This window comes from Acinetobacter sp. GD03645 (assembly GCF_029845285.1).
In the GTDB taxonomy this organism is placed as follows: Bacteria; Pseudomonadota; Gammaproteobacteria; order Pseudomonadales; family Moraxellaceae; genus Acinetobacter; species Acinetobacter corruptisaponis.
Map to the genome: position 1 here is coordinate 84,480 of NZ_JAOCLL010000002.1, position 24,899 is coordinate 109,378.

Here is a 24,899-nt window from a genome sequence, read left to right on the forward strand (position 1 = left end):
TTCATTTCACTAAAATATCATTTATATTCATATAATCGAATTACGCACTGTATCAATTCCCTATCATTCTCACCCTTTTATTTAGGTCAACAATAAGCTATAAAAACTTCAAATGCTTAGAGAACCAAAAGGATAGAAAGATCATGAATAAAGTACAGATATTGGCTTTGACTGCTGCACTCACTGCATCATCTTCCCTATGGGCAAGCGACACAACTTCCACTACCGCAAATGCATCTAGTACAGCATCATCTCCAAGCATGCCTTATGGTGACAATCCAAGCTTAGGCCGTGTATTGCTGTATAAAACAGGCAAAGGCCTACAAAATCTTGGCGACTCAATTCAGGGTGCATCTGAAAACACATCTCAAAAAATGAGTGAAAAGTGGAAAACCACAAAAGAATACACTGCTGAACAATCCGTCATTGTTCAGGAACAAACCGAAAAAGCCAAACAATATACTGCTAAAAAATGGCAGGACACCAAAGATGGCAATGTGCCTATTGAGCGTGCTGAACTCAGCCAACCTTCATCAAATTAATACGATTGAACAAGATTTACAGGAATGAATGAAACAATGACTGTTACGCCTTTTAAAACCATTTTGCTTTCTTTAATCAGTAGTATTGGCTTCACTGCATGTTCTACATTATCCCCCCAAACCGAGCCACCTTTGCAACAACTGCAACAGGTTCAGAACATTGATGCCCTACCCGATACCAAGACCAATGCGGCATCCTTAAATAAATATAAGGATCATTGCATGATCCAGTTTACAGGTTATTTTGATGGTGGTCAGAGCACGGAATCATGGGAATTTAAAGGTAATCAGTTGAGTCGGGCTTTTTCTGAGACCTACCAATATGCACCGAATCGTTTATTGAATGCGACCACTGAAAAACCTGTATTAGATCAGAAAACGCGAAAAACCACAGTATTTGACATTCAGAAACCTGAGGTAAAACATAACTTTGACAAGTTAACAAGCTACTTTAACCAAAGTGCCTTAGATCAGTGTGGCTAAATTTTCCATCTCCATAATTTCTATCCAGAGTGTTTTTAAGCTGTAATCTGGTTGTAAAGTTTTGCTGAAATCCATACATTTCCGCTTTTTTGCCCGCTATGATGCAGTTGCGTTGATGAAGTACCCCAAACGGTACATCGCTTAAGGAAATCGCAATGAAGAAAATGATCAAAACAGCTATCGTGACAACAAGTATTCTCGCTTCTGCCTCTATTTTTGCACAAAACGTCGGGGTAAATGCCAATGGCTCAGCTCAGGTCAATGTACAGTCTGGTGGCTTGATTAGCGGCGTTGCGGGCGCAGTCAAAAATACCACCCAAGGCGTAGGTCACGCAGCTCATCATGTCGGTCATGCCGCTGTAAACACAGGTGTGGAGGCAACCCAGAAAACGGTGGCTACAGCAAGCAATGTGGGTTCACAGGTGGTGGATAAAACCGCGAAAGTGGTTAAAAACAGTAAGGATTATGCGGTAGAGAAAGCTGCTGATGGCAAGGAGTTTGCTGCCGAAAAAAGAGCGGAAGCAAAAAAACGTCATCAGCAACATCAGGCTGAGCAAAAATCGGTTGGTCTGAATACCCAAGCAGGGGTTAATGTTGGAAACTCATCCATTCAAGCGCAAACGGGCTTAAATGCAGATAAGAAACAGGCTCAGGCAGGTACAAATGTTGGCGTGAAAGTCTTGGGCGTAAATGCCAATGTCGGTACCAATGCCAAAGTGGGTGCAAACTAGTCTTTTCAATTCAATCTAAAAAGCCCTCTGTGACTGTAGAGGGCTTTTTTATTTACGATTCAACAAGATGTAGGTGAGTTTGCTCATCCACATTATTTTCAACAAACTGACCCAACCCCTGTGCATCACAACTCAAGGTCAGTTGTTTATAGCTGATACTACAAAAATCCGCATACTGCTTGAAAACCAGTGGAGACTGATCAAGTGGCAAAGCTTCACCTTGTTTGATTAGCTTATGAATCCCACGGTCATTCATGGTCAATAAATAAAGTTCATTATTAAGTTCAAGGGAAACCAAAGTATTGGCTTGTGCTGTTAAGGGCAGCAGGTATTGTGAGTTAGCCTCAATGATCTCAGCCGTATAACTTTCGAGTTTTAAACTCACCAAATTAAAAACCAGATCAGTATCCTGAGTTGTTTTTACATTGGCAGCCTGTGCCTGAGCATGCTGCACAAAATGGATGGGTATTCCCAATTTATGCAGGTTCTGTTCAGTGCCCTGCTTTAAACGAAACAATTGCTGCACCAGTTTTTGTTTTAACACGGCATCAAAATAACGTTCATCCAGCTCAAAATCATTCTGCTGTAAAATCTTTAACAAGGCTTGAGGATGTCGAGCAAGTAAATGATCAATTACCTGACGGTAATAGAACTTGCTTTGCTTTTTGACCTCCCTCACTCGTTTATAGAAATAGGTGATGTCAAAAGGCTGCTCAACAAAATCATGCAGCAGTTGTGAACTTGCCAGCACAGACAAGGCTTCATGGCCTGTAAATGGCAGATGAATCACCTGCATATTCGGCAGCAAAGGCTGTATTTTCAGGAAATGCTCTTTGTCTTCCGCATAGTAGGGGTCATAAACCAGAATGTATTCCCGCGCTGGATCAACCTCATCCGCTTGAATCTGCATATCCTGATGCAATGCGGCATCAAAAAATTCGGCATAACGGCGATCCTGTACCACTTCGGGATCAATTGAATATTGCGGGACAAATGCCACCACTTTTTGCATATTCAACAAGTTTGAATACTTAATTGCGGCATATCCCCCCATTGAACCGCCATAGCCAACAATTTCCTTGAATTGCTGCAAAATGGATTGAATCTGTTGCTGCATTTGTAACATGCTGCCTTTAGGAAACCACGATTTCTGTTTCGGCATAATGCCAATCACATTGTATTGATATTTGAATAATGATTTTTCAGCATTAATCGACATGCCTTTGGCACGGCTAATCAGGTCGCCAAAAGAAATCACCAAAGCGTCACTTGAACCTTTTAAAAAAATAACGCGAATATGTTCATCTTCAAATATTATTTGCTTATCCATGCTCACACTAAAAAGTTGATCCTAGGCGGGTATCAAAAACGCATCAAATGAGGGCTTTGCCAATTCATTATTGCGGAGTATCTTATTTTATAGAGATAAGACAGATTAAAAAGCGCAAAAAATGACACAATCCCTACATCCATCCGCTGCGAAAGGCTTCGGTTCAGGTGCTGAACTGTATCAGCAGGTCCGTCCCAGTTACCCGCAAGAAATAGTGGTTTGGCTACAAGATCGCCTCCAGATAGGTGAAAGTTCCACTGTTATTGACCTCGGTTCGGGGACTGGCAAATTCTTACCCTACCTTACTCAAACCCAGGCAAAAGTGATCGCGGTGGAACCCGTGGCGGAAATGCTGCAACAGCTTCAACAGGTTCATCCAACAGTTGCATGTGTACAGGCTTTTAGTGACCGACTGCCTTTGCAAAATGAATCGGTTGATGCCATGGTCTGTGCCCAGTCTTTCCATTGGTTCTCAAACATTGAAACACTGACCGAAATGCATCGCGTATTAAAACCATCAGGGCATCTGGGACTGGTCTGGAACCAACGTGATATTCAGGTTGACTGGGTCAGGGCCTTGGCGGATGAAATTGCACCACTTGAGGAAGACACCCCTCGTTACCATAGTGAAAAATGGAAACAGGTGTTTGAAAATCAGCAGCTCTTTAAATTTGTGGAACTAGGGACCTTTCAGTTACTGCATCAGGGAACAGTCGAGCAGGTGGTCAGCAAACGCCTGCTGTCCACCAGTTTTATTGCGGCAATGCCAGCACAACAGCAACAAAAACTTAAAGCAAGGTTTGAACAAATTGTATTTGATTTTACAGGGCTAACTGCGCAAGATCAGATAGATTTTCCTTACACCACTTTTGCATATCATTTTCAGAAAACATCAAATTCATTATAGATCGAGTTGACCATGCCAAACATCAAAACAATATTTGCAATAAGCTGTGTACTCAGCACCACCCTACTGCTCAGTGCCTGTAACAAGGACCAACCACCTGCCCCAAATAATGAAAAGCAAGGCAGTTCAGTCAACAATTCAATTGGCGAACTGAACCAGACACCCATCAAGCAATTCCCTGCCACGCCTGATGATGGACATGACATTGCCATTCTGGAAGATTATGACCAGCGTTTTACCGCAATGAGTGACAGTATGGAAATCGAGTTGGCGAAAATGAAAGAGGCCAATACACTGACACCAGAATTTGAACAGCAGCGCCAGAAAGATAATATCCACTCTGCACTGACGATGCTGAAAGATCTGGAATTAAAAACCGAGCAAGGCCGTTATATTCAGGGTTTGTTGTCGGATTACTGGCAGAATCAGGCTAAAGCTCTGGAACAAAGCACTTTATCGGGTACAGGCACAACCGACACAGGCAAACAGGTGGATCAGTTAAACCAGTACCTGCATGCACAAAGCCAGTTGCATCACTGGAAAAGCACTCAAACTGCTGACTCAAAAATGCAAACCGAATAAAACCTATAAATATGTAGAGGAGCATTTAGCCCCTCTACATCTCAAGAAAGATCCAATTTAAATCTTCTGCTTCTCAATCCACTGGATGGAGTTCACACGAAATAGCTCGCAGGCACCATCCCCTGTGTCTGTGGGGGTCAATGACGACTTCCACACCAGATCCTTGTCACGCACCTCAACCAGTTCACCTTTGAGCTGCACCAAATCACCGCGCTTTACCTGTTTAATCTGCTGGGCAATCTTGGGATTGGCGGGAATGATGTGCATATTCGACACCATCTGCATGGCCTGATTGGCAGGGACAGGCAGCCTGTCCATTTTCCAGTTCAGGTAACGGTCATACTGGGTGACTGAAATGGTGCGGGCAATCTCAGGCTGGGCAAACAGCCCCCAACTCACCGCATAGTCAATTGGCGAGAATTTTGCCTGTTCATCATCCTGATAAACCTTTGAACCAAGGATACGGAAATTACCATAAAAAGGCTGCAACACAGAGATGGACTGGTCTTTTAAAATAGGCGATAAACCATTGGCAATATTATATTCCGCACCACTGGTGGATGCATGTGCCTGTCCAATCGCAGCCACCATGCATAAACTGATCCATAAGCTTTTGTTCATGCTGACCATCCTCAAAAATAACGCTGAAAGTTTAGAAAATCATTTCTCTTCATAGTATGCTTAGACCATGCAAGAAAGTGCTTTTTTTGGTAACAGTCAAACGCTCTCTGGTCATATTTTTGTGACAACTCCACTCCCCTTTTTTTAAATCAATGAATGGAACTCTATGATTTATCAATTTTATCAACGTCGGGTTTTCCCGCACCTGCTCAATCAGGTCATGCAAACCGCCAGCCTGATGGATAAACGCCGTGAACTGCTGCTGCCGATTGAGGGCGAAGTGCTTGAGATTGGTTTTGGAACAGGTTTAAACATTCCATTTTATGGCAATGTCGATGCACTGTATGCGCTTGAACCAAATCCAGACATTTACCATCTGGCGGTTGAACGGGTTCAGCATGCACCATTCCATGTCAAGCATGTGCAGTCACATGCAGAGAAACTGCCTTTTGCCGACAAGTCCCTAGATCATGTAGTTTCCACCTGGACACTGTGTAGTATTGCCCGACTGGATCAGGCACTGGCAGAAATTTATCGTGTGCTGAAACCTACGGGAACTTTCCATCTGGTTGAGCACGTCAAGCATCCCAACTCGGTCAAGATTCAGTCTTTACAGACCTTGCTTACCCCAATTCAAAAACGTATTGGCGATGGCTGCCACCTGAATCGGGACATTGAACGCAGCCTGCAACAGGCAAAATTCAAGTTTATCGAAAAGCAATATTTTGATGCAGAGGGCATTCCAAGCATTGCACAAAAGATGCTGATGGCACGGGTACAAAAGCTCAATCTTGAGATTGCGGATTAATCATTAAAATCAATACGCAGGGTTTCAAAGCGCACCCGTCCCTCACGTATCGCCTGGGCAATAGCCTGCTGTCCCTTGCTCAGGCGCGCACCGCCACTTTTAATATCCAGCAGGATCACCTCAATGTCTTCGGCATCACCATCGCCATCACGGAAGTTGGTATAGCCATCAAACACCACATAATCCACAGGGTCACCCAGAAACTTGGCATCACTGGGAAGATACTGAAACTCAGGCAGAATGGGGGCAAACTGCTCGGCCATTTTACCCTTTAGCACCGCGCGGCTGGTGTTGACACTGCGCTTCTGCGCGTCGACCAGCGCCTGTTTATGTGCCAATTCAAGTTCAGCAATATACTGTTCATATTCTGCCTGAATACGCCCATTGCGTGTGCTGGATAATATAATGGTGGTGATCACCACACCAATGCATCCGCCTATCAGCATTGCCAACCAAACCGACATAAAATTTCCCCCTGTTCTGAGCCTAAAGTGTAACCTACCACGCTGAAAAAGATGCTAAGGTAGAATGGAATATAAGAGACTCGTTAAAACGCAAATTTCATGAAAACCATATTAATTGCAAATCAGAAAGGCGGTTGTGGCAAGACCATGACGGCGATTACACTTGCTGCGGCATTATCACAAAAAGGTTATAAGGTTGCGCTGGCCGATGCGGACAACCAGAAATCCGCCTTACAATGGCTCAAGCAGCGTCCTAAAACGGTGACCGAAATTCAGAGTCTGGACTGGCGACATGAGAAATCCATTGGTGAGGCACCCAAGAATCTGGACTACCTAATCATTGATGCGCCTGGTGCCCTTTCAGGGGAACATGCGGAACAACTGGTTAGTGAGGCACATGCGATTGTCACGCCATTACAGCCGTCGTTTTTCGACATTGACAGTACCCGTCGCTTCCTCAAGCATTTGCAGGACATCAAACGGATTCGTAAGGGCAAAGTTCAGATTCTGCTGATTGCCAATCGGGTCAAGCCAAACAGCGCCAGCTCAAAGGATATTCAGGACTTCTTTAGCAAGATTGAGCAGCAGCCTGTGGCATGGATTTCCGAACGGAGTGCCTATGGGACATTGGCGATGCAGGGACTCAGTGTTTTTGATAAGCCACAGAAGAACTTTGTCAGTATTCAGAGTCAGTGGCAGCCTGTTTTAAATCAGTTGGTGGATGATCCAAGCCAATGGTTTTAAACCATCTTGTTCCATCACGGCAGGATGGAACAAGGCATGGGGCATTTATGCAACTGCTAAAACCTATTTTTATTTAGGTTCAATGAAAGGTGCTGGATTTGGACTAGGTTGATCTGTGTCATCACCCTCATCTTTCAGGTTATGTCTCATTTCATCACTATCGAGGTTTTCCACAGCTTTGCGGATGGTCTCGTTACCGTGACTGCCATCATTTGACTGGATTGCCTGTTCACGCTCCGCGCCTTGCTCCTGTAGTGCATTTTCAGGATTTTTAGGAATATCTTCCTTTTCTATAGCCTGCTGTAATTGATCACTGTCCGTCAGGCCTTCCACCTGCTGATAACTGAGTTTATCACCGTTTAAGAGGGTAGCCACTGCACTTTCGGCTTGTGTACCATTGCTGTTATTCGGTTGTGAATGATGGTCCTGACCTGTTTTTGGAGAGGTATTGTCCTGATTATTTGAATGTGTCATCGAACTGCTCCTTAAATTCACTTTATGGATGTATGATGAATTCAATATAGCAATACGCTTTGTAACTCTTTGCCAACTCCTGTATTAAAGTCGATAGCAAATGTTGCTATGGTAAGTTGCTGTATTGCAGCCTTAAAACTTTGGTAAATGCTGAGATATACATATTGCCAATCACGGGCCATTCCATTGAAAATAATCGGCTGGCTGGATATATCATCAGCTTTATCCTCCTCATTTCATCCAGATATTTAAACGTGAAATTACCGAATGAAAATTTTACTGGACACATTTTTCAGTTAATATGATTTTATTCAACTTTTATCTTTAGAGACGGACGCTTGTGCAACAATACGCTCCCACATTACAACGTGTTTTATTGTTTGGACTGTTCTTTGTCTTAATCTATTTGGGATTCAGTATTCTCAAATATTTTATTGTACCTGTACTTTGGGCGGCAATTATTGCCTATATGACCTGGCCTGTGTATTTATGGGTACAGCACCGTTTCTTTGGGGAAAATCGCCCTACCCTCAATGCCACCATCATGATCAGTCTGGTCATTCTGGTGATTGGGGTTCCATTTATTTGCGCCATCTTCATGCTGCAACTGGAAGGGCGTAACCTCTATTTTAATTTACAGAGACAATTGTTTTCAGGGCATATCCAGATTCCTGACTTCATTAAAAACCTGCCTGTGGTGGGCAAGGACATTAGCCGTACAGTGAACGAACTGAGTAATGACCCAAACAGCATTACCAAGAATATTGCGGAATGGATTCAAAGCCATTTAAGTTATGGGCGTTTTGTTCTCAGTGAGATTAGCCGTAACCTGGTCAAATTGACGTTTGCCATCATGACCCTGTTCTTCTTCTATCGGGATGGGCAGATGATTCTGGCACAGGTCAGCCGCGCCATGGAAATGGTGATTGGCCCACGTGTGCATCATTACCTTGACACCATTTCAGAAACAACCCGTGCGGTGGTATACGGCGTAGGCCTGACTGCCGTTGCACAGGCCCTTTTGGCAGGTTTCAGTTATTTTGTTGCGGGTGTACCGAACCCAATGCTACTGACGATGGTCACCTTTATTTTAGCCCTGATTCCATTTGGTACACCAGTCTCCTATTTCGGTGTCGGTCTGTGGCTGTTTGCGCAGGGCCAGACTGTTGAAGCGATTGGTGTGATTGCATGGGGTGTTTGTATCGTCAGCACTTCGGATAATGTGATCCGCCCATTGGTGATTTCAGGCGCAACCCAGATTCCATTCCTGTTGATCATGTTTGGTGTACTAGGTGGCATCGCAAGCTTTGGTCTGGTTGGCCTGTTTATTGGTCCAGTCATTCTGGCAATCCTGTTGGCAATTTGGCGCGAATGGCTACATGAGAATGTGGAAGAACCAGTTGCCGTACTTGAGGCTCCACCTGAGACCAAGTGACCTGAATTCGGCAAGAGATATGATACTCGGAAATGTCATTCGCAATTGTTTGAGACAGGACTCCGTTAATAAAATGCTGTTTCTGCGATTCATTAAATTAGCTGACAGTAGTCAACGAGTTTTGCGAATCTTACGCTGCTTTAGTCGCAGCTCAGGTTTTGCCTACTTTTGCCGAAACAAAAGTAGGTCCAGCCGACGGCTTATCCTGAAATTGGATGAAAACTCGGCAAGATTCCACCAAGATATTTTTGCCGTAAGTTAAACAAATATTTAAATCGAATTTAGGTTAAGTAATTTATTTAACCTTTTTGTTATCAAATAATTAAAGAAGCTTGCGAGTTCTCCTAAACTTTGCTTGAATTTAATTGATAAAGATAATCAATTAAGGATGCCTCGCAATGACTTCAATGATTCAAAAGTTTTCCCTACTGAGTTGCCTAGGCCTAAGTATCGTCGCCTGTTCATCGGTTAATCTGGATAACAACGCAGATAAAATCCAGACACAGCCTACATCACCAGACCAAAAACAACTGATCACGGTTCATCAGGTGGATGCCAATGGTGTGGGTGCCTCCATTGGCACCGTGTCTTTCCAGCAAACACCGAAAGGCCTGCTCATCACGCCTGCACTTGGAAAACTTTCTCCAGGTGAGCATGGTTTCCATATCCATGAAAATGCCTCATGTGAAGCTGCTGAAAAAGAGGGCAAAATGGGAGCCGCCCTCGCTGCGGGCGGGCATCTCAATCCAGAGAAAGTTGCCCATCACGGTACGCCACTGGATGGACATTTAGGTGACCTACCTGCCCTAACCGTGAATGACAAGGGTTTTGCAACAACGCCTGTGCTTGCCCCACGCCTGAAACTTGCCGATATTCAGGGTCGAGCAATCATGATTCACGCAGGTGGCGACAACTATTCAGATTCACCTAAGCCTTTGGGCGGTGGCGGAGATCGGGTTGCCTGTGGTGTGATTAAGTAAAAAGTATTTTAGGCACTGTGGATATCCTAAAAGATATCCACAGTTGTGTTGATGTTTTAAACAGAAATTTGAAAGCTGGGATAATTTCCCAGCTTTTTTATTAATGAATTCCCTCAGCTTTACGTTCCAGCATAATCTGTTTCAGTACCGCCCGTGGCTGGGTAAACCAGATGCCAATCAACACCACACTTGCCAAAGCAAAAGCCCAGATATGGAAATATGTGTACAGCACACGTACCAGCTCAATAATCGCAAAAAAGCTGATCATCAACAGCATGGAAACAGCGGCTGCCACCGTACCTTTTGACATCTCTGAAGACATCAGGGCAAAGCGGTACATTACGGAAAAACTGATTCCCTCACCCAGGCTCACCAAGGTCATGCCAATCAGCAAGCAGGGCACCAGATAACTTTGCCAGATCACGCCTAACACCAGAAACAGTGTTCCCAGCAGCATAATTGGCAAACCTATCAAGATGGTTTTACCCAAGGGAAAGCGGTCAATGACCTTGATCAGGATAATGTTGCCCGCAATAAGTCCAAAGAACACGGGAAACTGCGCCAAACCATATTGCACACTGCTCAGCTTGAGTTCATCCACCAAAATAATCGGAGAAAGCGCAATCCAGAGCATTAAGGGCATGCCAACCAAAGGTAAGGCAAGACTGAGGCTGAGGAAACGGCGGTCCGTAAACACCTTTTTGAAGTCATCAAAAATATAGATAAAAGGCTGTCTGGCTCGGCTCTCCTGTCTGGATGGCATAAATTTCTTTAGACCAAACCAGCTTAGAAATGACACGGCGGCAATTGCAACAAAGCCCCAATGCCAGGACACATAATCAATCAGGAAAGCACCCAGTACAGGACCAAGCAAAGGCGCAAGCAGGGAAATATTCGCCATCAGCGCCATCACCTTAATGGCATCACGCTCCTCAAAAGTCTCCTGAATGGCGGCATAGCCCACCGCTGAAATCACGGTCAGGCCGATGCCCTGTAAAAAACGCAGGGCGAGAAACTGTTCAATGTTATGGGTCAGTAAAATAAGCAAACAACAGAGAGTAAAGAACGCCACACCAGCCAATAAAACCTTTTTACGTCCAAGCCGATCAGACAATGGTCCCAATAGCCATGCGACAGTAGCTCCACCAAGCAGGTAAAACGACATGGAGGATGGCGCCCAGGTGGCACTGACCCCAAATTGTTCCGTAATTGCCAGCATGGCTGGCTGAATCAGGTCATTACCGATATAGACTGAAAATTCGAATAGCACCAAGGCTAATGGAAACATAAGCGTTATACGGTTTAACGTCATGTTTTGATGATTTGTTGTCATGTTCCATTCACAAAAATAACCAACTCGGGTTCGCTCCATTTCCCATAAACGGAAATGGAATCATCACCACAAGACTTTATGGTTGAGATTTAAATTTTGATGTCATGCTGTGAGACAGCATGTGATAAATGTGAAAACACCGTATTCACAGGGTGTATATAAGAAAAATGATTTATTTACGTGAGACTGGTAAATATTTTTTACCTTTTGGCCAAATTGCCAGACGCAACTTTAGCATTTTTTCAAAATGACCGCAATTTGTACAATCCGAATGATTGTTTAGATATGTGAATAACCGAAAAGTTATCCACAGTTTTGTCTATCTTTTAGGCTGAACCACAGTTCACAGGTCAATCATGGACAAAGCTCAAACTGGAATTTATCGGTATTGTCTCCCCTTGCACATTGATAACTTTGTTTCTTGTTCACGATCTTCCAGACCTCCTGATCACGTTTCAACTGGTATTCAGTTCGTACCGCAATCACTGAATCATCCTGCTGGGCCTGTTCAACCGTCACCTGTGCATCGGTTGGGTTCTCAGCACTGTTAAACTGCTGGTCTATTTTTAGGTTGCTTTCATCATGGAACAGGTTTGGCTGATCCAATAAAACCGCATGCATTACGGTACTTTTTTGCACCGCCGCCTGTTGCTGTGATTGCGCAATAGGTGGATTACATGCTGCCAGAAACAGGCTGCATCCCAGAATCATCCAGATTTTATGCATTTTGTATCGTTCCAATTTGCCCGATTCATTTATGCTACTATGCAAAACTTAATTGCCAAGCAATAAAATGTTATGGCTTGCAAAAGATTTGTTGTCATGATCAGATGATTGATAATGACATAAAGTATTAAAAAGACTGATTTTATAACATCAATATCACAATAGATTGGGCATCATGATATGGCAGATTTAGCCAGAAATTTAACGATTATTTTAATCGTGGGCAGCACTTTGGCTGGCTGCTCCAAAAAAGAAGAAAGTGCGGCAAGTGATGCCGCGGTTGCCACAGAAAGCGCAGCCTTAGATAGTGAAGCGATTCGCACCAACGCCGCCAAAAACCCAGAAAAACTGGTCAGTACCCAGCAAAGTGCCCTGGAGCAAAGCCGTCAACTGGTCAAAAGTGCCCAACTGCAATTTGAAGTACAAGATGTGTTAAAAACCACATCAACACTGGAACAACAGTTGTTGCAATACAATGGCTATATTGAAGAAAAACAGGTCAATTATCAGGTCAGTGACAGTTCCCAGCGTAACCGTATTGATGGCAGTGTCGATATTTATGAAAAGATCACGCCAACCGTACAGCTCACCGTGCGCCTACCCAATGACCAAGTCACAACTTTTCTGAATAATCTTCTGCCGCTTATGCTGAACTTTAACAGCCAAAGCTATGAGGCAAAACGCTATGAATTAAAGCGACTCGAAGAAAAGCTCAATACCGCAAACCAAAGTAACAGCCCATCCAATGCGGTCAACAACCAACTGCAACAATTGACCGATTTGGAAGTCAAGGACCGCCTGGCTTATAGCACCATTCGGCTTGAGTTCTATCAACAGCCGAAAGTCCGTAAACGCCATGATTTAAATATCCATCGCATCGCTACATTGGACAGTGATCCATTAATGACACGAATTGCAGAATCATTCAAAGTCGGTTTAGCTTATTTTAAAGAAACCCTACTCTGGCTGATTCAATTCTGGGCATTCTACCTAGTCATATTTGCCATTTGGATGGTTCGTAAAGTGTATAAGGCAACAAAGCACAGCAGCTAATTATTGATTTTTGATCAATAGTATTTTGCTGATTTACGCATTTTTACTCATGAATAGATTCCCTAAAATGCATTCAAGTTTTAGCAATCTATTTTTGAGTATCCCATGAGCAATATTCTAATTATTAACGGTGCCAAACAATTTGAACATTCCAATGGCGAATTGAATGACACCCTTACCCAGTTTTCTGAAAGTTATTTAATAACGCTGGGCCATAAGGTACAGGTCACACGTACTGATAGCGACTATGACATTCAGGCCGAAATTGAAAAATATTTATGGGCGGATGTGGTGATTTACCAAATGCCAGGCTGGTGGATGGGTGCGCCGTGGACCATGAAAAAATACATTGATGAGGTTTTCACGTTTGGTCATGGTTCACTGTATGCCAGCGATGGACGCAGCCGTTCAGATGCCTCAAAAAAATATGGTTCAGGTGGCTTGATTCAGGGCAAGAAATACATGCTGTCGCTGACCTGGAATGCCCCGATGGAGGCCTTTACCGATCCAGAGCAGTTTTTTCATGGCGTAGGCGTTGATGGCGTGTATTTACCATTCCATAAAGCCAACCAGTTTCTAGGCATGAAAGCACTGCCAACATTTATCGTCAATGACGTGATCAAGATGCCAAATGTGCCAAGTTATCTTGAAGCCTACAAAACCCATTTAGATCAACTTTTTGCAACTGCACAAACAGGAAAATAACATGCTGACCATTATTGCTGAAATCCGCACCCATGCAGGTGCGGAACATCGTCAGGCCGTTCTGGATGCCTTTCAAGAAATCATTCCAACCGTACTGGCGGAAGATGGCTGTCATGGTTATGAGCCGCTGGTTGACCATCTTCCAGCAATTGCCATGCAGACACAGGATGAAAACAGCATTGTCATGCTGGAGAAATGGCAAAGCACAGCACATCTGGAAGCCCATATGCAAACTGCACACATGCAGCAGCATTTTGAAGCGACCAAAGCGCATGTTGCTGATGTGAAAATCCGTATCTTAAAAAGCGGAATTTGACAGATAAAATGATCAGTAGACCAAGCCTCTACTGATAATAATGCTGTTTCAAATGACGGCTATATTCGGTTAAATACGCTTCCAGACTCGCACGTCGATCAGCTTTCTGCATCTCTCTTGCCGCTAGCTGCTCAATTTTATTATCCAGCAACTTGAGAATGGCCGTCTGTTCAGCTTCGGGTAACTGTGCCTTTTCTTTCTGCTGCTTTTTGATTTCCAGATAATCCTCAGCCCAATGGCGCAACGGATCATGCTCAGAAACCTGTTCAAATAATGTGGTGATCAGCAATTCAGGCATGATTTCCTGTATGGCTAACTCTGCCGACATCAAGCCACGAATCGAATAAAATACTTTTTTATAAGTAAAGTTATCCGCGGTTTGCATCACTTTCATGCCACCTTTCGCCAATGACAAATAGTGGTGATACAAGGCGCTATAATCAATGCGTTCAAGCAGACCATCCCGAAAACCTTGCCATTCTGGAAAGGCATTAAAATAAACAATATGCGCTCGCACCCATTCCAGAACTGTTGGATTACTTTTAGCAAGCAGTCCAAACATTTTATCCAGATCATAGGACACAAAGTCAAAATCACCGTCCATGACTTCGATCAGGTCACGGTATTTTTTATAGTCAAAATACTGGTCTTTACTCGGTAAATGGAAACCCCGTACATCATAGTCACTGTCAGGACTTGCCATTCCCCATAAACGGCTACCACTTTCAATATAAAAAAGAGGAATGTCCTGGCGTTGTTGAAAGAGTTTTTCAATTTCGTGATGGATGTTCATTTGTATTACTGCTCAAGCTTAGGTAAATCAACTAATTGGATATTATTAATTTCTACAATATTAGGATTAGGTTCAAACTTCAACCAACCTTTTTTCATCCAAAGTTCAACTTTATCTTTTCCTAAAATAGCCAATAAATTATTCAAAAGTGAAAATTTTGCATTCTTATCAAAGTAATACACTGTAATTTTAACATTTCGATCCATCTCATCATTTAGACTAAACAAATCAAAAATATAGTCCCTATCAGAAACATCTAATGAATGCCCCCAAATATGAAAATTGAGATCCAACTGTCCAGATTCTGTAATCTGTTTCATACGATTTTGTTCTGATGGAATATCAGTATAAGAATAATTTTCGTGCTTATTTAATTGGTAAATATTATCCTTCACTTTATTTTTATATTTTTCTAAAAATAAGTAATCCGTGTTTTTCAAAAGCTTTTGATGATACTTGGTAAAACCATAAGCCTTTAACTTTTTTAAATTTTCATGTTCTATATCTGAAACTCCTAAAACAATATTTTGGAATTCACCATGACTACCATGTAAGTACTCTATTTTCACAGAATCGTGAATCCGTGCATAAGTGTTTGTATAGTTAAATGAAAAAATTAGATCTGGATAATTCCATTCTTTAGTGTCAATGTGTAATTGTACTTGAGGTCGAAATTCATTTACTATCAAATCTAAATAAAGATTAAAAATTTCGATAAATTCCTCTAGCTGTAAATATAAGTAAGCTAAAAAACCTGATGGGTTGAAGCCATTTTCTAAGTTTGCACCATGACAAAAAATAGGATTTAAATTATCCCTGTTTTTTTCTTTAAATGATGGTCTAGAATCTATGTAAACTGAAGGTAATTTATATTGATAGCTTTCAGGTTTAATAAATTTAAAAAAACTTAATATTTTAAAATCTTTTTCTATAATTTGATTTTCCTCTCTTTTGTCATATTGAAAATATTTAAAAAATTCTTTTGGACTTTTTATTTTTTCTATTTCCATAATACAACTTGCTAAAACCCCAAGTACTTCTTCAATTTTCTGTTCAAAGTCAATCCAAGTTTTTATTTCCTCAACATGGTTTTTAAAATATTGATACCAGTCATTGAGCTTTAAACGATATTGCAACTTCAATACATCTTGACACGATATTTTGATTTGCTCAGTTAAATAGAGTTCCTTCGTTTTCTCAATAAACCATTTATCTCTTATGCAAGAAAATAGCTCATTAAAATCCATATCATAATTTGGTTGTTCTGCCTCCTTTCGTTTCTCAAATATTTGATCGAGCATTCTCATCCACTCATTCACTGTATGAATAGATAGATCAACTACTTTTTCACCTGTTTCCTTGAATTCTATGGCCCTCATGACATCCATGAAATGATCATACTTTGTAGGCAAGTAGTGAGATAAATCAAAGCCATTACCAACTATTAGAATATTCATTGTTATAAATTCTCAAAAATAAAAAAGCGCATCATCCAATACGCTTTTAGCAGAACTTCTTTTGTTTAATCAAGCATTAAAGATCAAATAACTTCCCTGGATTCATAATCCCATTCGGGTCAAAAGCTAATTTTAGAGCTTTCATATATTCAATTTCTTCAGGCGAACGTGAATATTCCAGATATGGCTTCTTGGTCATTCCCACGCCATGCTCAGCAGAAATAGAACCATCATATTTTTTCACTGTTTCAAACACATATTTATTGACCACCTGACACTTGGCAAAGAACTCATCTTTAGTCAGGTTTTCAGGTTTTAAAATATTTAAATGCAAATTACCGTCACCAATATGACCAAACCAGCAAATCTCAAAGTCTGGATAGTTGTCTGCAACAATTGCATCAATTTCAGCAATAAATGTAGGCACATGCGTAATCAACACAGAAATATCATTTTTATATGGAATAAACGGCGCAATCGACTCTGAAATATCTTCACGTAAACGCCATAAGCTTTGTGCCTGTTCCAGACTTTGGCTCATTACCCCATCAATCACCCAACCCTGTTCCATGCAATGCTCAAAAATTTGCATGGCTTTGTCCATAATTGGTTCATACGGCGCTTCAAATTCCAATAACACATAGAACGGACATTGGGTTTCAAATGGACGTTGTACATGACCACGATCCAGGACTTTTTGCATCGCCACTTCACCAAAGAACTCGAATGCAGTCAGGTCGATTTCTTTCTGGAATGCATGTAACACAGGCATCACCGCTTCAAAGTCAGGCGTACCCAGCACCATCACCTGCAAGTTTTGTGGTTGACGCTCAAGCTTGATTTCCGCCTCAGTCACAAGTCCTAACGTACCCTCACCACCGATGAATAAATGCTGCAAGGCATAACCCGTGGCATTTTTAATCATACCCTTGTTTAAACGGATCACATCACCTTTACCTGTCACCACAGTCAGGCCCAGCACCCAGTTACGGGTCATGCCGTATTTAATAACCTTGATGCCGCCTGCATTGGTTCCAATATTGCCACCGATTTGGCTTGAACCTGCTGATGCAAAATCCACTGGGTAATACATGCCCTGCTCTTCGGCATAGTTCTGCAACTGTTCAGTCACCACACCTGCCTGTACACGCACCATACGGTCGGCTGGGAAGAACTCCAGAATCTGGTTCATCTTGTCAAAGCTGATGACAATCTCGCCATTGGTTGCCACCGCACCCGCAGAAAGACCCGTACGACCACCAGATGGTGTAATTGCCACATTAAACTGGTTGGCAAGTTTCACAATAGCCTGAACCTGCTCCGTGCTTGACGGGAAAACGATGACTGATGGGTTCGGATCAAAATGTTTGGTATGGTCCCGCCCCCAGTTTTGCAGACTATCGGCATCGGTTTTAATACGGTTTTCACCCACAATTGCCGTTAGTTGGGTCAATAACTCAGGTGTTAAAGCGACTGAAGCATTCATCGTTTACAGGCCTAGCAAGAAATAAATATCGGATTTCTGGATGACAACATCATATTTTTCAATCTATTAAAACAGATGATAAAAACATCCAAAATATAGAAACGCTACAGGACAGCACAAACCCTATCTCGTTGAGGTTTGACCATCAGTTGCATGCATTTTACATTGAAGCAGGCATGGGATAAAGCGCAGGATCAAGATACTGTGACAACAAAATGTGTATCAGCCATAAAATTCATGTGGAGCTGAAAAATTATCAACAATTCTGCTGTGGTAATTTTAAAGCAAATATCTATAACTGCATGCTCTATGCTATGATACGGCAACTAAATTTTGGCCTTTGTAGCGGAGCCGTAATGAGCCAACATCTTTCTCTACCTAAAGACAAAATCCGTTTTCTTTTATTAGAAGGTGTGCATCAAAATGCCATCGATACCTTAAATGCAGCGGGTTATACCAACATCGACTACCACAAGACTGCGCTTGAAGGCGAAGCTTTGAAAGAAGCGGTCAAGGATGCGCACTTTATTGGTATCCGTTCGCGTACTCAATTGACTGAGGAAGTCTTTGAAGCGGCAAATAAACTGATTGCGGTGGGTTGCTTCTGTATCGGGACCAACCAGGTCGATTTAAAAGCGGCGATGTCCCGTGGTATTCCTGTATTCAATGCACCGTATTCAAACACGCGTTCAGTCGCTGAATTGGTTCTTGCTGAAGCCATTTTATTACTTCGCCGTGTTCCTGAAAAATCAAAGGACACACATGCGGGTGGCTGGAACAAGTCTGCGGTAGGTTCGTTTGAAACACGCGGTAAGACTTTAGGTATAGTTGGTTACGGTTCAATTGGTTCACAACTTTCTGTTTTAGCAGAAAGCCTAGGTATGAAAGTCATCTATTTTGATGCCGTGACCAAGTTACCACTGGGTAATGCACGTCAAGTTGGTTCTTTAGATGAGCTTTTGGCAACTGCTGATGTGGTTTCCCTACACGTTCCAGATGTGCCATCTACACGTAACTTCTTCAAGAAAGAACAGTTTGCACAGATGAAAGAGGGTTCGATCTTCATCAATGCTGCACGTGGCACCTGTGTCATCATCGAAGATTTGGCTGATGCGATTAAATCTGGCCACATTGCGGGTGCGGCGGTTGACGTGTTCCCAAAAGAGCCTAAAGCAAATGGCGAAGAATTCCAGTCTCCACTTCGTGGCTTGGACAACGTGATTTTAACTCCTCACGTAGGTGGTTCGACCATGGAAGCGCAGGCGAACATTGGTCTGGAAGTTGCTGAGAAATTTGTGGCTTACTCAGATAAGGGTATGACCCTATCTGCAGTGAACTTCCCAGAAATCGCATTGCCACTGACTGAAGGCCAACATCGTTTACTTCACATCCACAAGAACATTCCAGGTGTATTGTCCAAAATCAACACCCTGTTTGCTGAGCAAGGCATCAACATCTCAGGTCAGTCTTTAATGACCAAAGGTGACATTGGTTACCTTGTGATGGATGTAGATGCATCTGCATCTCAGGAAGCACTGGATACCTTGCACAATGTTGAAGGTACGATCCGCGTACGTGTATTGTTCTAATCAGGACAATTCAGGAAAAGCCACAGTTTAAGCTGTGGCTTTTTTATGGGCGTTTGAATTATTATGTGAAATAGATTCTATTTATACCAATCGTTCCAATAATTAAGTTGCTCCCATGTCCAAGACACCTGTACATGCCTTACTGTTATTAATGATTGCCATGTTATGTGTACAGGGTAGTGGTTCTTTAGCAAAGATTCTCTTTCAAAGTTTTCCAGTCTTAACCGTCTCCGCCATGCGTTTATTTTTTGGCGCAATGATCTTGGCAGTGATCTTTAAAATCTGGAAGATCAATTTCAGCAATGTACACTGGAAAGCAATCCTCAGCTACGGTATGGCGCTCGCAGGGATGAATGCCCTGTTCTATTTGTCCCTTGAACGTTTGCCATTAGGTTTGGCTGTAGCCTTTGAATTTATTGGGCCACTGAGTGTGGCGCTGTACCATGCCCGTCAAAAATACGACTTTATCTGGGTGGGCTGTGCCATTCTGGGCTTGGTGCTGCTGTTTCCCTTACAACAGGCCCAGCAGGGTCTCGACCTAATCGGTGTATTGTTTGCGGTCAGTGCAGGTGCATGCTGGGCATTTTATATCATTGCAGGGCAAAGACCCTCTGGCATTTCTGGCAATCATACCGTTTGTTTAGGGATGAGCATTGGTATGCTATGCTTGCTGCCTTTCGCGGCTTTCTCTGGTGCAGGCGGGCATGTGTTTGAACTGCCAAATTTATATTATTTTATTGGACTAGCCATCTTAGCCAGTGCCTTACCATTCTCTTTGGAAATGATTGCTTTACGTAATTTAACCCCACTGAGCTTTGGCACCTTGATGAGTCTGGAACCCGCTGTGGCGGCGCTGTCTGGATTTATTTTTCTGGGTGAAACATTACTGTGGAATCAATGGCTGGCCTTGATGACCATTATCATTGCATCCATTGGCTGCACCGTGACCACCCAGCATGCCCGTCAGCAAAAAGAGGCCCTATGAAAAATCTCCAGTTGCTTGCCGTGCTGTATATGGTTTTATCCATGATGGCCTACCAGATCAGTGCCTCATTTGCCAAACAGTTGATTGCAACCCTTGATCCATTGACCGTCACGATTTTAAGGCTCAGTTTCGCCACGGTTCTGGTTGCGTTCATGTTCCGTTCATGGAGGATTTTATCCAGGCTCAAACAGCTCAAATGGCGTGACCTGTTACTTTACAGTGCCTCTTTAGGCTGTATGAACATCCTGTTCTACAGTTCTTTAGGAAAATTGCCACAGGGAATTGCTGTGGGGCTGGAATTTATTGGCCCCTTGGGTCTGGCCCTGCTTTCAATTAAACAGCGTAGCGATTATATCTGGGTGGCTTTCGCAATTTTAGGGATTGCCCTGATGGTGCCGTGGCATGATGCCAATGCCCAAAACTTTTCCTATATCGGTGCGGCATGCGCACTCGGGGCTGGTTTCTTTTGGGCACTGTATATCTATTTCGGGCATCGGGTGGTCCAGCAAAATATTGGTATGCATGCGCTAACCATCGCGATTAGTATGTCCGCCATCACTTTACTGCCTTTTGGTTTGTGGAATAATGCACCCGCTTTGCTGGATACTCAATACTGGGGCAAGGCACTGCTCATTGCCCTATTGGCAACCGCAATTCCCTATGCACTGGATTTGATGGCACTGAAACAATTGAGCAAGCTGAGTTATGGCACACTGTCCAGCCTTGCGCCCGCGCTGGCCGCATTGGCAGGACTGTTTTTACTGCATGAACAGATTAGCCTGATTCAATGGGTGGCATTGGGCTGTATTATGATTGCCTCCATTGGCGTCACCTTGCGTGGAGAGAAAACAGCGGCATCAGCATGATGCTGTTCTCTCTCCCTCATTGAAAATATTAGGCTTCTACGGTTTTGTATTTACGATATTCAGCAAGATATTTTTTGGCCAAAGTTTCTTTTTCAGCATCCTCCAGGATTTTTCCCGCCTGCTGGAAAAACTTGTGTTCTTCCTCTTTTAAATGATGATGGACTTTTTCACTGAGCTGTTTGGCGATGGCAAGCCAGCCTGGATTACTCATGTCGGTTTCCTCAAGCTTCTCCACCAGTTCATCCATTTCATGGTGCTCAGCCAGTGCATGCCGTGTAATGTCCAGCCCCACATCATTAAACATTAAGGGGATATATAAATAACGGTCTTCAGCAACCGAATGCGCATAAAGTTCGTTCTTGAGCTGTTTAAACAGCTGTTCCCTTTCCTCAGTATGTCCGCTGGTTTGAATGAGCTGTTGTGAGAGACTGCGCTGTTGTTCGTGACTTTCCCTCAGTGCTTCAAATATATTCATTATTCACCTCTATGATTGGCTGACATCATTCACACCCATATTTAAATTCTTTATTGGGCTGTTCTGCTTGGCTAGCTTTCATATTAGAAAATGGCACTTTCTAAAACAGCGCTGTTTCAGTATGTTTTTGTATATAAAATTTATTTTTATAGATCAGGCTGCAATCAAAATCTGGTAGGCCAATCGGCAAATCAGAATACTGACCAGTATCAGGAATAAAATACGGATAAAGCCACTGCCATATTTTAACGCCAACCGCACACCCAATAATGAACCCGCAATATTGGCAATCGCCATCAACAAGCCCAGCTGAAACATTACATGGCCTGTTGGAATGAAAAAGCTCAGTGCCGCAAGGTTGGTCATGAAATTGCCGATCTTGGACAATGCCGAAGCATGTAAAAAGTCAACCTGTAAAAAACGAATAAAAAAGAAGATAAAGAAGCTGCCTGTGCCTGGACCAAAGATTCCATCATAGAAACCAATGGCGAGACTGCCGATTACAGCGAAAATCAGCAGTTTTGGAGTGATTCGCTGGTCCACATGCACTTGCCCAAACTGTTTTTTCATAAAGGTATGGATGGCGATCACCACCAGCATGACCAATACAATCGGTCTCAGGATATGGGTGGGCACCATTGAGACGCAGGCAGCACCAACAAAAGCGCTGATAAAGGCAAACACGGCGATCACGGCCAATAGCGACCACTGCAACTTCACACGTTGTATAAATGAAAATGCGGCTGAACCTGTCCCACAAATCGAGGCCAGTTTATTGGTTCCAAACAGGGTTGCTGGCGCTGTTTGTGGTAATGCACCCATCAATGCTGGAATCTGAATCAGTCCACCACCACCAACCGCGGCATCAATGGTTCCCGCACAAAAGGCAAAGAACACCAGACCCAGAATCAGTTCCCAATCCATCAACAGCAACCTTATAGATTTAACAGGCGTTTTGGTACAAGACGTTTTTTATCGGTGATTTCCGCCAGCCCCAGACAACGTTCGCCATCAAATACCAGCACCTCAGCCGCCGCCTCATGCTCAATATTGCTTTCCTGACCGTTGCAGAAATACTTTTCACGGCCCTCGGGTAACTGCACTTTGGGAAAATGCTCAACAGGCGCACAAACAGATAGTAATAATGCATCACGCTGTTCCAGAGTCAGGCTTTCCAGATATTCAATGGTATAGTCTGGATTAATCTCAAAATGCCCTGTTTGAGTACGATGTAATTTTGTTAAATGTCCACCACAGCCCAAAGCTTCACCAATATCTTCACCTAAGACCCGAATATAAGTTCCCTTTGAACAAGTTACATCTAAAGTTAAGCTGTCCTCTGTGAAATCAATCAGTTTTAACTCATAAATCGTCACAGGACGTGCTGCACGTTCAATCTCAATGCCTTGACGCGCCAGTTCGTACAGAGGACGGCCATCACGTTTCAGGGCTGAATACATCGGTGGCACTTGCTGAATGTCACCACGGAATTGCGCCAATACCTGTTCAATTCTTTCTGCCGTTAAAACAGGCACATCTCTCTGCTGAAGAATCTCACCCTCAACATCACCTGTGGCGGTGGTTTGCCCCAGCTTCACCGTGGTTTGATAACGCTTGGTTGAATCCAGCAGATAATGTGAGAACTTGGTCGCCTCCCCCAGACAGATCGGTAACAGGCCTGTTGCAAGTGGGTCCAGGGCACCTGTATGCCCTGCCTTTTGCGCATTAAAAAGTCGGCGGACTTTTTGAAGTGCGGAATTGGAACTTAAACCTAAGGGCTTATTTAATAAGAAGACACCACTGAGATGGCGATAAGAACTTTTTTTCATAAATGAAAAGTCAAACTATAAAGCGGTATTTTATCAAAACTATTCATCGGATTTTTAAAAATTACGTGTTTAAAAAAGCAACAAATATGATAGATTTTCTTTCGTTTTCGAAATTAAAAGCAAATGGATCATGCTTAATGAATAAAATTAGAAAAAAAATATTCCTATTATGTAGCTTATTGATCATTTCAGTTTCAATGCTGAGTGTTGTGTATTGGTTATACCCTCAAGATCAGCAGCCACAGTTCAAATCAACTGGTCAATCCAGCAGCACATTTAATTCAGCAGACCATTCAGATAATTCAGGCCCAGCACATGCACGTGACGCAGCTTTTAACAGCACAAGCCAAATGGATACTGAAATCAACTGCAAACTACAGTTTAATGCATCACAAAAATTAGTCGTGAATGAGCTAACCCGAGACTGCTTTGAATATTTCATTTCCCAATATGGCGAACGAAATATTCATGAAATCCGACAAAATTTTCAGCGCTATATTGCCAAAGGTTTTCAGGCATCGGAGCAGCAGCAGATTCAGGAATTATGGTCACGTTATTTGAGCTATCGGGAACAGCTGAGCAAATTGCAGATGAATCAGCCTGCTCAGGAAAGTTATGGCTATTTTCAGGCAATCTTCGATGCAATGCATGACCTAAAGCAGCGTTTCTTTTCTCAAGTTGAAATTGAGGGCCTGTTTGGTACAGAGGACATCTACCAGCAATATACGCTTGACCGTATGCGCATTTTAGAAAATAAAAACCTGGATGCCGTCAGCAAGGCTAAACAGCTACAACAGCGCTTTGACCAACTTCCACAGGATTGGCAGGAAAACCTCAAGGATTTGTCCAAACTGGAGGATTTACGTTCCTTAACTGAACAGATCAAGGCCAGAAATGGTTCAGCACAGGAATTGCGGGATATGCGGGTCAACTTGGTTGGCGAGGCTGCCACCCAACGTCTGGAACAACTGGACCAGCAACGCTCAGACTGGAAACAACGCGTACAGTCCTATCTGGATGAGCGCAAGACCATTGTGGACAGCAATATGAGTGCATCGGCCAAAGATCAGGCCATTCAACAGCTCAAACAACAACAGTTCCAGTCCACACAGGAACAGCAACGTCTACAAACATTTGAAACGGTCTATGACCAAGGAGGTCCCTTACCCTTTAGCAACTAGGAAC

General features: G+C 43.0%; 28 protein-coding genes. 16 read left to right on the forward strand and 12 right to left on the reverse strand.

What is annotated here, in order from left to right; all coding sequences use genetic code 11:
- Positions 1 to 140: 140 nt before the first annotated feature.
- The 3 genes from N5J47_RS01900 (at position 141) to N5J47_RS01910 (ending at position 1,756) form a co-directional block, all read left to right on the forward strand.
- Positions 141 to 542: a hypothetical protein gene (locus N5J47_RS01900; protein WP_279958779.1), complete on the forward strand. Its 402-nt coding sequence runs from the start codon at positions 141 to 143 to the stop codon at positions 540 to 542.
- A 36-nt stretch (positions 543 to 578) separates the two neighbouring features.
- Positions 579 to 1,025, forward strand: coding sequence for a hypothetical protein (locus N5J47_RS01905; protein WP_279958780.1), 447 nt, complete (start codon positions 579 to 581; stop codon positions 1,023 to 1,025).
- A gap of 155 nt (positions 1,026 to 1,180) precedes the next feature.
- Positions 1,181 to 1,756 carry a hypothetical protein gene (locus N5J47_RS01910; RefSeq protein ID WP_279958644.1) on the forward strand — a complete coding sequence of 192 codons (576 nt, stop codon included), beginning with the start codon at positions 1,181 to 1,183 and terminating at the stop codon, positions 1,754 to 1,756.
- A 52-nt stretch (positions 1,757 to 1,808) separates the two neighbouring features.
- On the opposite strand, the gene N5J47_RS01915 is transcribed toward N5J47_RS01910, so the two are convergent.
- Complete coding sequence (locus tag N5J47_RS01915) at positions 1,809 to 3,086, reverse strand: hypothetical protein (protein WP_279958645.1); 1,278 nt, start codon at positions 3,084 to 3,086, stop codon at positions 1,809 to 1,811.
- A 121-nt stretch (positions 3,087 to 3,207) separates the two neighbouring features.
- Here N5J47_RS01915 and N5J47_RS01920 point away from each other — a divergent pair, with 121 nt between their 5' ends.
- Both N5J47_RS01920 and N5J47_RS01925 read left to right on the forward strand, forming a co-directional pair.
- Positions 3,208 to 3,993 carry a class I SAM-dependent methyltransferase gene (locus tag N5J47_RS01920; protein ID WP_279958646.1) on the forward strand — a complete coding sequence of 262 codons (786 nt, stop codon included), beginning with the start codon at positions 3,208 to 3,210 and terminating at the stop codon, positions 3,991 to 3,993.
- A gap of 12 nt (positions 3,994 to 4,005) precedes the next feature.
- On the forward strand, positions 4,006 to 4,575 hold the full coding sequence (locus N5J47_RS01925; RefSeq protein ID WP_279958647.1) for a hypothetical protein: 570 nt from the start codon (positions 4,006 to 4,008) through the stop codon (positions 4,573 to 4,575).
- 57 nt (positions 4,576 to 4,632) lie between these two features.
- On the opposite strand, the gene N5J47_RS01930 is transcribed toward N5J47_RS01925, so the two are convergent.
- Positions 4,633 to 5,196: a hypothetical protein gene (locus N5J47_RS01930; protein WP_267980721.1), complete on the reverse strand. Its 564-nt coding sequence runs from the start codon at positions 5,194 to 5,196 to the stop codon at positions 4,633 to 4,635.
- A gap of 166 nt (positions 5,197 to 5,362) precedes the next feature.
- Between N5J47_RS01930 and N5J47_RS01935 the strand changes: the two genes are divergently transcribed.
- Positions 5,363 to 6,004: a class I SAM-dependent methyltransferase gene (locus N5J47_RS01935; protein ID WP_279958648.1), complete on the forward strand. Its 642-nt coding sequence runs from the start codon at positions 5,363 to 5,365 to the stop codon at positions 6,002 to 6,004.
- Here N5J47_RS01935 and N5J47_RS01940 read toward each other — a convergent pair.
- On the reverse strand, positions 6,001 to 6,468 hold the full coding sequence (locus tag N5J47_RS01940) for a Holliday junction resolvase-like protein (RefSeq protein WP_279958649.1): 468 nt from the start codon (positions 6,466 to 6,468) through the stop codon (positions 6,001 to 6,003). The genes N5J47_RS01935 and N5J47_RS01940 overlap by 4 nt on opposite strands.
- Before the next feature lie 99 nt (positions 6,469 to 6,567).
- Between N5J47_RS01940 and N5J47_RS01945 the strand changes: the two genes are divergently transcribed.
- Positions 6,568 to 7,212 carry a ParA family protein gene (locus N5J47_RS01945; RefSeq protein ID WP_279958650.1) on the forward strand — a complete coding sequence of 215 codons (645 nt, stop codon included), beginning with the start codon at positions 6,568 to 6,570 and terminating at the stop codon, positions 7,210 to 7,212.
- Positions 7,213 to 7,281: 69 nt separating this feature from the next.
- On the opposite strand, the gene N5J47_RS01950 is transcribed toward N5J47_RS01945, so the two are convergent.
- Positions 7,282 to 7,686: a hypothetical protein gene (locus N5J47_RS01950; protein ID WP_279958651.1), complete on the reverse strand. Its 405-nt coding sequence runs from the start codon at positions 7,684 to 7,686 to the stop codon at positions 7,282 to 7,284.
- Positions 7,687 to 8,026: 340 nt separating this feature from the next.
- Between N5J47_RS01950 and N5J47_RS01955 the strand changes: the two genes are divergently transcribed.
- Together N5J47_RS01955 and sodC are read left to right on the forward strand one after the other, a co-directional pair.
- Positions 8,027 to 9,121: an AI-2E family transporter gene (locus N5J47_RS01955; protein ID WP_279958652.1), complete on the forward strand. Its 1,095-nt coding sequence runs from the start codon at positions 8,027 to 8,029 to the stop codon at positions 9,119 to 9,121.
- Between the two features lie 398 nt (positions 9,122 to 9,519).
- Complete coding sequence (gene sodC / locus N5J47_RS01960) at positions 9,520 to 10,101, forward strand: superoxide dismutase [Cu-Zn] SodC (RefSeq protein WP_279958653.1); 582 nt, start codon at positions 9,520 to 9,522, stop codon at positions 10,099 to 10,101.
- A 100-nt stretch (positions 10,102 to 10,201) separates the two neighbouring features.
- On the opposite strand, the gene N5J47_RS01965 is transcribed toward sodC, so the two are convergent.
- Entirely contained in the window at positions 10,202 to 11,413 is a 1,212-nt protein-coding gene (locus N5J47_RS01965) for an MFS transporter (RefSeq protein WP_279958781.1), read from the reverse strand.
- Positions 11,414 to 11,788: 375 nt separating this feature from the next.
- Positions 11,789 to 12,160 carry a hypothetical protein gene (locus N5J47_RS01970; protein ID WP_279958654.1) on the reverse strand — a complete coding sequence of 124 codons (372 nt, stop codon included), beginning with the start codon at positions 12,158 to 12,160 and terminating at the stop codon, positions 11,789 to 11,791.
- Positions 12,161 to 12,340: 180 nt separating this feature from the next.
- On the opposite strand from N5J47_RS01970, the gene N5J47_RS01975 reads away from it, so the two are divergent.
- The 3 genes from N5J47_RS01975 to N5J47_RS01985 all read left to right on the forward strand — a co-directional run bounded on the left by N5J47_RS01975 (position 12,341) and on the right by N5J47_RS01985 (position 14,234).
- Positions 12,341 to 13,213 (forward strand): DUF4349 domain-containing protein, encoded by an 873-nt coding sequence (locus tag N5J47_RS01975; RefSeq protein ID WP_279958655.1) that lies wholly within the window; start codon positions 12,341 to 12,343, stop codon positions 13,211 to 13,213.
- Between the two features lie 105 nt (positions 13,214 to 13,318).
- The gene (locus N5J47_RS01980; protein WP_279958656.1) at positions 13,319 to 13,918 is read left to right on the forward strand and encodes an NAD(P)H-dependent oxidoreductase; all 600 of its coding nucleotides are present in this window, start codon (positions 13,319 to 13,321) and stop codon (positions 13,916 to 13,918) included.
- A gap of 1 nt (position 13,919) precedes the next feature.
- On the forward strand, positions 13,920 to 14,234 hold the full coding sequence (locus tag N5J47_RS01985) for a putative quinol monooxygenase (RefSeq protein WP_279958657.1): 315 nt from the start codon (positions 13,920 to 13,922) through the stop codon (positions 14,232 to 14,234).
- A 28-nt stretch (positions 14,235 to 14,262) separates the two neighbouring features.
- On the opposite strand, the gene N5J47_RS01990 is transcribed toward N5J47_RS01985, so the two are convergent.
- From N5J47_RS01990 to N5J47_RS02000, 3 genes are all read right to left on the reverse strand, one after another.
- The gene (locus N5J47_RS01990) at positions 14,263 to 15,027 is read right to left on the reverse strand and encodes a nucleotidyltransferase domain-containing protein (protein ID WP_279958658.1); all 765 of its coding nucleotides are present in this window, start codon (positions 15,025 to 15,027) and stop codon (positions 14,263 to 14,265) included.
- 5 nt (positions 15,028 to 15,032) lie between these two features.
- Positions 15,033 to 16,484: an AbiH family protein gene (locus N5J47_RS01995; protein WP_279958659.1), complete on the reverse strand. Its 1,452-nt coding sequence runs from the start codon at positions 16,482 to 16,484 to the stop codon at positions 15,033 to 15,035.
- Positions 16,485 to 16,560: 76 nt separating this feature from the next.
- Positions 16,561 to 17,970 (reverse strand): FAD-binding oxidoreductase, encoded by a 1,410-nt coding sequence (locus N5J47_RS02000; protein WP_279958660.1) that lies wholly within the window; start codon positions 17,968 to 17,970, stop codon positions 16,561 to 16,563.
- A gap of 356 nt (positions 17,971 to 18,326) precedes the next feature.
- Here N5J47_RS02000 and serA point away from each other — a divergent pair, with 356 nt between their 5' ends.
- The 3 genes from serA (at position 18,327) to N5J47_RS02015 (ending at position 21,410) form a co-directional block, all read left to right on the forward strand.
- Positions 18,327 to 19,559, forward strand: a complete 1,233-nt coding sequence (serA, locus tag N5J47_RS02005; protein WP_279958661.1) for a phosphoglycerate dehydrogenase — start codon at positions 18,327 to 18,329, stop codon at positions 19,557 to 19,559.
- 115 nt (positions 19,560 to 19,674) lie between these two features.
- Complete coding sequence (locus tag N5J47_RS02010; protein ID WP_279958662.1) at positions 19,675 to 20,544, forward strand: EamA family transporter; 870 nt, start codon at positions 19,675 to 19,677, stop codon at positions 20,542 to 20,544.
- On the forward strand, positions 20,541 to 21,410 hold the full coding sequence (locus tag N5J47_RS02015; RefSeq protein WP_279958663.1) for an EamA family transporter: 870 nt from the start codon (positions 20,541 to 20,543) through the stop codon (positions 21,408 to 21,410). Before N5J47_RS02010 ends, N5J47_RS02015 begins: the two co-directional genes overlap by 4 nt.
- A 28-nt stretch (positions 21,411 to 21,438) precedes the next feature.
- Here the strand turns inward: N5J47_RS02015 and N5J47_RS02020 are convergent, their stop codons facing one another.
- From N5J47_RS02020 to truB, 3 genes are all read right to left on the reverse strand, one after another.
- Positions 21,439 to 21,885, reverse strand: coding sequence for a hemerythrin domain-containing protein (locus N5J47_RS02020; RefSeq protein ID WP_279958664.1), 447 nt, complete (start codon positions 21,883 to 21,885; stop codon positions 21,439 to 21,441).
- A 153-nt stretch (positions 21,886 to 22,038) separates the two neighbouring features.
- Entirely contained in the window at positions 22,039 to 22,809 is a 771-nt protein-coding gene (locus tag N5J47_RS02025) for a TSUP family transporter (protein ID WP_279958665.1), read from the reverse strand.
- 11 nt (positions 22,810 to 22,820) lie between these two features.
- Positions 22,821 to 23,714, reverse strand: a complete 894-nt coding sequence (gene truB / locus N5J47_RS02030; protein WP_279958666.1) for a tRNA pseudouridine(55) synthase TruB — start codon at positions 23,712 to 23,714, stop codon at positions 22,821 to 22,823.
- Between the two features lie 137 nt (positions 23,715 to 23,851).
- Here truB and N5J47_RS02035 point away from each other — a divergent pair, with 137 nt between their 5' ends.
- The gene (locus tag N5J47_RS02035) at positions 23,852 to 24,895 is read left to right on the forward strand and encodes a lipase secretion chaperone (RefSeq protein ID WP_279958667.1); all 1,044 of its coding nucleotides are present in this window, start codon (positions 23,852 to 23,854) and stop codon (positions 24,893 to 24,895) included.
- The last annotated feature ends 4 nt before the right edge of the window (positions 24,896 to 24,899 follow it).